Source organism: Pseudomonadota bacterium, assembly GCA_026388215.1.
In the GTDB taxonomy this organism is placed as follows: Bacteria; Desulfobacterota; Syntrophorhabdia; order Syntrophorhabdales; family Syntrophorhabdaceae; genus JAPLKF01.
In genome coordinates this window covers 1-3,793 of the sequence record JAPLKF010000019.1, presented here as the reverse complement: position 1 = coordinate 3,793, position 3,793 = coordinate 1, and the positions used below count along the sequence as shown (strand labels likewise).

The window sequence follows — 3,793 nt, the reverse complement described above, 5'->3', positions numbered from 1 at the left end:
ATGGGGCTTGTGGACGGGGTAACCACCAATCCAACACTCCTTGCAAAGGAAAAAAAAGACCCCCGGAAGACAATAAAGGAGATTTTATCTCTCGTTGCTGGCCCTGTAAGCCTTGAGGTAATAGCAAAAGATTCAAAGGGGATGTGCAGCGAGGCAAGGAAATTATCATCCCTCGGGAAAAATGCGGTTATAAAAATCCCCATGACAGAAGAAGGGATGAAGGCAGTCAGGACACTCTCAAAGGAGGGGATAAAAACAAATGTAACGCTTATATTCCAACCGGTCCAGGCCTTAATTGCTGCAAAGGCCGGTGCCATTTATGTCAGCCCCTTCATAGGAAGACTCGATGACATATCAGCGAGAGGCATGGAGGTGGTGGAAGATATCCTCACGATATACTCAAATTATGTCTTCGATACAGAGGTTATCGTTGCAAGTATCAGGCACCCTCTCCACGTACTACAGGCTGCGATAATTGGTGCAGATATCTCCACAATACCCTTTAATGTCCTGAGACAGCTTATGGGTCATCCATTAACCGATATAGGTCTTGAAAGATTCCTGAAGGACTGGCAATCCATTAAGAAATAATAACCAATGACCAAATCTCAAGTTCCAGAGAGAAAAACATCATCAATGACCAAATTACAATAACCAAACATATAAAATTACCAATAATCAAATTAAAGACTTAGAATTTGTTTGGTTATTGGTGCTTGGTTATTGGTTATTATTTGGTTATTGGTTCTGCCCTGGGCAGGATTGTTGATCGGTTATTCATGTATTAAAGGGTTTTTCTATTCTCCAGCGAGCTCTTTATGGTCAGGAGGTCGACATACACAATATCCCCTCCTATCGGTATGCCTGATGCAATCCTTGTAATCTTTATATCGAGGGGTTTTAAAATCTCACCGATGTAGTGGGCCGTTGTATTCCCTTCTATATTCGGGTTGGTCGCTATGATGACCTCCCTTATCTCTTCCCTCACTATCCTTTCTTTTAACTCCTTAATCCTCACCTCATCAGGACCCACGCCTTCAATAGGATTTATTACACCGTGAAGGATATGGTATCTATAAACACCTGGATTTGCTGATTCAACGACCATCATATGGGAAGGTTCCTCAACCACACATATGACCGCTTTATCCCTCCTCTCATCCGTACATATCATACATGGGTCAACGTCTGTTATATTGAAACAAACACCGCAGAGCTTTATCTTCTCTTTTATGTCCATAAGGTTTTTTGAAAGTTCTGATATATAGCTATCCCTTGTATTTAACAGGAAGAAGGCAAGTCTTGTGGCAGTTTTCCTGCCAATGCCTGGCAGTCTTGTGAGATTCTCTATTAACCTTTCTATGGGTTCCGGATAATACATCTATAGTCCAAAAGGTAGCTGCATGCCGCCTGTAATCTTCGACATCTCTTCCTGCAGCATTTCTTTTGATTTATTTAAACCTTCATTTATCGCAGCAACTATAAGGTCTTCCAACAGTTCCTTGTCCTTCTCTTCCAATATTTCATCTGATATTTTTAAAGAAATTAACTCCTGTTTCCCATTTACCACACAGGAAACCATCCCGCCCCCGGACTGTGCCTCAACGGTTTTATCCCCCATTTCTTCCTGTATCTTCTGAAATCTTTCCTGCATCTTTTTTGCCTGGCTCAAAAGCTGTCCAATTTGTTTAGACATATTACCTCCTTCAAATCTTAAATAATGTCTCTGCCTCTTTCACATACTCCTCAAGGACACTTTTCTTTATTTCACCTGCATCTTTAAGGATAAGGCCTATCTCTTTACCAAAAAATTCCCTTAAATATTTTTTTATTTCCTGTTTTAAACCGCTGTCATCTTTTATAAAGCTATACTGCCTGTCAAGGAACACAATAACATTGCTGTTCTCTATTTTAATGTCGAGGGTTTCAAAAATGCTGCTTATCATGGGTTTTTTCTTCCTCAAATATTCAATAAACCCCTTTACATCAGGTTCAAATTCCGGTTCGGGCTTTTCATCCCTTATGTTTTCCTCTATCCGATAATCATGCCTGTCTAAACTATCTATAATCTTCTCTACATCCCTCAGCTTTGAAATGTTATAAAGATTTATATAGAATATCTCCAGTGATACCCTTGGGAAAAGGCCCTTCAACAAATCCTCAGACTTCAACATGTAGTTTAACATGTTCTGTATCTCATAATACTCAATGCCCTTCAGCAAACCAACAATCCTCTTATACTCTTCTTCCCCTATGTAAAGAAAGGGAGGGATGCCATCCCAGACCTTTAATATCATCATATTTCTAAAAAACGATACAAGCCCCTTATATATCTCATTTACATCATATCCCTGGTTTAATGTCTTTTCAATAATCTCCAGACCCTTCTTCAAATCACTATCTAAAATGGATTTCACAATACCGTATAATACCTCTTTTTCCACAATACCAATCATGCTTATTACGTCCTGTTCCGAGATGTGCTTTCCGCTATATGCGATAATCTGGTCAAGAATCGACTCGGCATCCCTGAGGCTCCCGTCAGCCTCAATTGCGATATACTGGAAAACTCCCTCATCGTATTCTATATTTTCTTCTGCACAGATTTTTTTCAACTGTTCTACTATATCCCCTTCCGGAATCCTTCTAAAATCAAAGCGCTGGCACCTTGACATGATTGTGTATGGAATCTTCTGTGGTTCTGTGGTTGCGAGAATGAAAATATTATGTCCTGGTGGTTCTTCAAGGGTTTTTAAAAAGGCATCCTTCGCCTGGGGGGTGAGCATGTGGGATTCATCCAGAATATAGACCTTATAGATACCCTTCATGGGCATGTACCTCACGGTCTCCAGCATATCCCTCATCTCTTCTATTCTTCCCGCAGATGCGGCGTCTATTTCTACAATATCGACAAATTTCCCGGTATCGATGGCGATGCAGTTCTCACACTCACCGCACGGCTCTTCCGTAGACCTGTTGAGACAGTTTACAGCTTTTGCAATTATCCGTGCCAGAGAGGTCTTACCAACACCCCTCGGACCCGTAAATAAGTAGGCATGTGGTATTCTTCCAAATTTAATTGAATTTTTTATTGTTGTAATGATGTGAGGCTGTCCTACCACCTCATCGAATTTTTTCGGTCTCCATCTTCTTGCAATTACTGTGTAATTCACTTGAAAAAACCTCGTTCGGAGTTTGGAGTTCGGAGTTCAGAGTTTTCTAAACCTTTGCTTCTAACTTCTGGATTCTGACCTATTATTCTCAATTCTTCATTCATCATTCTACATTGTCTTTTTATAGACCAGGCTACCTGCGGCACACGGATTAGTTACTACCGCTGCTTTCTTCCGAACCTGACGGGGTTTATAACCTCCACGTTGCGCAGGGCCTGGTTTATTTTACTTTTCTGGCGGAGAGAGAGGGATTTGAACCCTCGGTCCCACTTTGTGGCGGGACACACGATTTCCAGTCGTGCTCCTTCAGCCTCTCGGACATCTCTCCAATCCACTTTTTATACCACATTCATCATAAGCTATACAAGGCAATTCAGATAAAACCGTAGAGTATGAATAGCAATGTGACCTTTGTTGACATTGCATCTCTGTTAATATAATATAGTAATAATTTCAAATGATTCCACTACGACGGCAAGCTCTTCTAACAACCTTCAAGTTCTATGACCTTATAAGCATGGTCTTTTGCTTTTTTCTTGCTGCTTCTATTGTCTCGTATCAAATTAGCAATATAACCTTTGGTCAGTTCCTCTCCATGCGTATCAAAATCCAGAACTTTG

The 3,793-nt window shown here is 40.7% G+C and carries 4 protein-coding genes, 1 tRNA gene and 1 other RNA gene; 1 reads left to right on the top strand and 5 read right to left on the bottom strand.

The annotated features are described in order from the left end of the window. Nucleotides 1–591: fructose-6-phosphate aldolase (gene fsa, locus NTU69_01610; protein ID MCX5802223.1), on the top strand; the 591-nt coding region annotated here is incomplete at its 5' end. Nucleotides 592–784: 193 nt separating this feature from the next. Here the strand turns inward: fsa and recR are convergent. The 5 genes from recR to NTU69_01585 form a co-directional block, all read right to left on the bottom strand. Further along, on the bottom strand, nucleotides 785–1,381 hold the full coding sequence (gene recR / locus NTU69_01605; GenBank protein MCX5802222.1) for a recombination mediator RecR: 597 nt from the start codon (nucleotides 1,379–1,381) through the stop codon (nucleotides 785–787). After that, nucleotides 1,382–1,696, bottom strand: a complete 315-nt coding sequence (locus NTU69_01600; GenBank protein MCX5802221.1) for a YbaB/EbfC family nucleoid-associated protein — start codon at nucleotides 1,694–1,696, stop codon at nucleotides 1,382–1,384. A 10-nt stretch (nucleotides 1,697–1,706) separates the two neighbouring features. Next, nucleotides 1,707–3,173, bottom strand: coding sequence for a DNA polymerase III subunit gamma/tau (gene dnaX / locus NTU69_01595; protein ID MCX5802220.1), 1,467 nt, complete (start codon nucleotides 3,171–3,173; stop codon nucleotides 1,707–1,709). 123 nt (nucleotides 3,174–3,296) lie between these two features. After that, nucleotides 3,297–3,394, bottom strand: an RNA gene (gene ffs / locus NTU69_01590) — signal recognition particle sRNA small type. A gap of 13 nt (nucleotides 3,395–3,407) precedes the next feature. Then, nucleotides 3,408–3,501 (bottom strand) — tRNA-Ser (locus tag NTU69_01585). Nucleotides 3,502–3,793 lie beyond the last annotated feature (292 nt).

Coding starts and splice junctions, on each gene's coding strand:
- recR (MCX5802222.1), bottom strand. CDS start 1,381: ATGTATTATCCGGAACCCATAGAAAGGTTAATAGAGAATCTCACAAGA.
- NTU69_01600 (MCX5802221.1), bottom strand. CDS start 1,696: ATGTCTAAACAAATTGGACAGCTTTTGAGCCAGGCAAAAAAGATGCAG.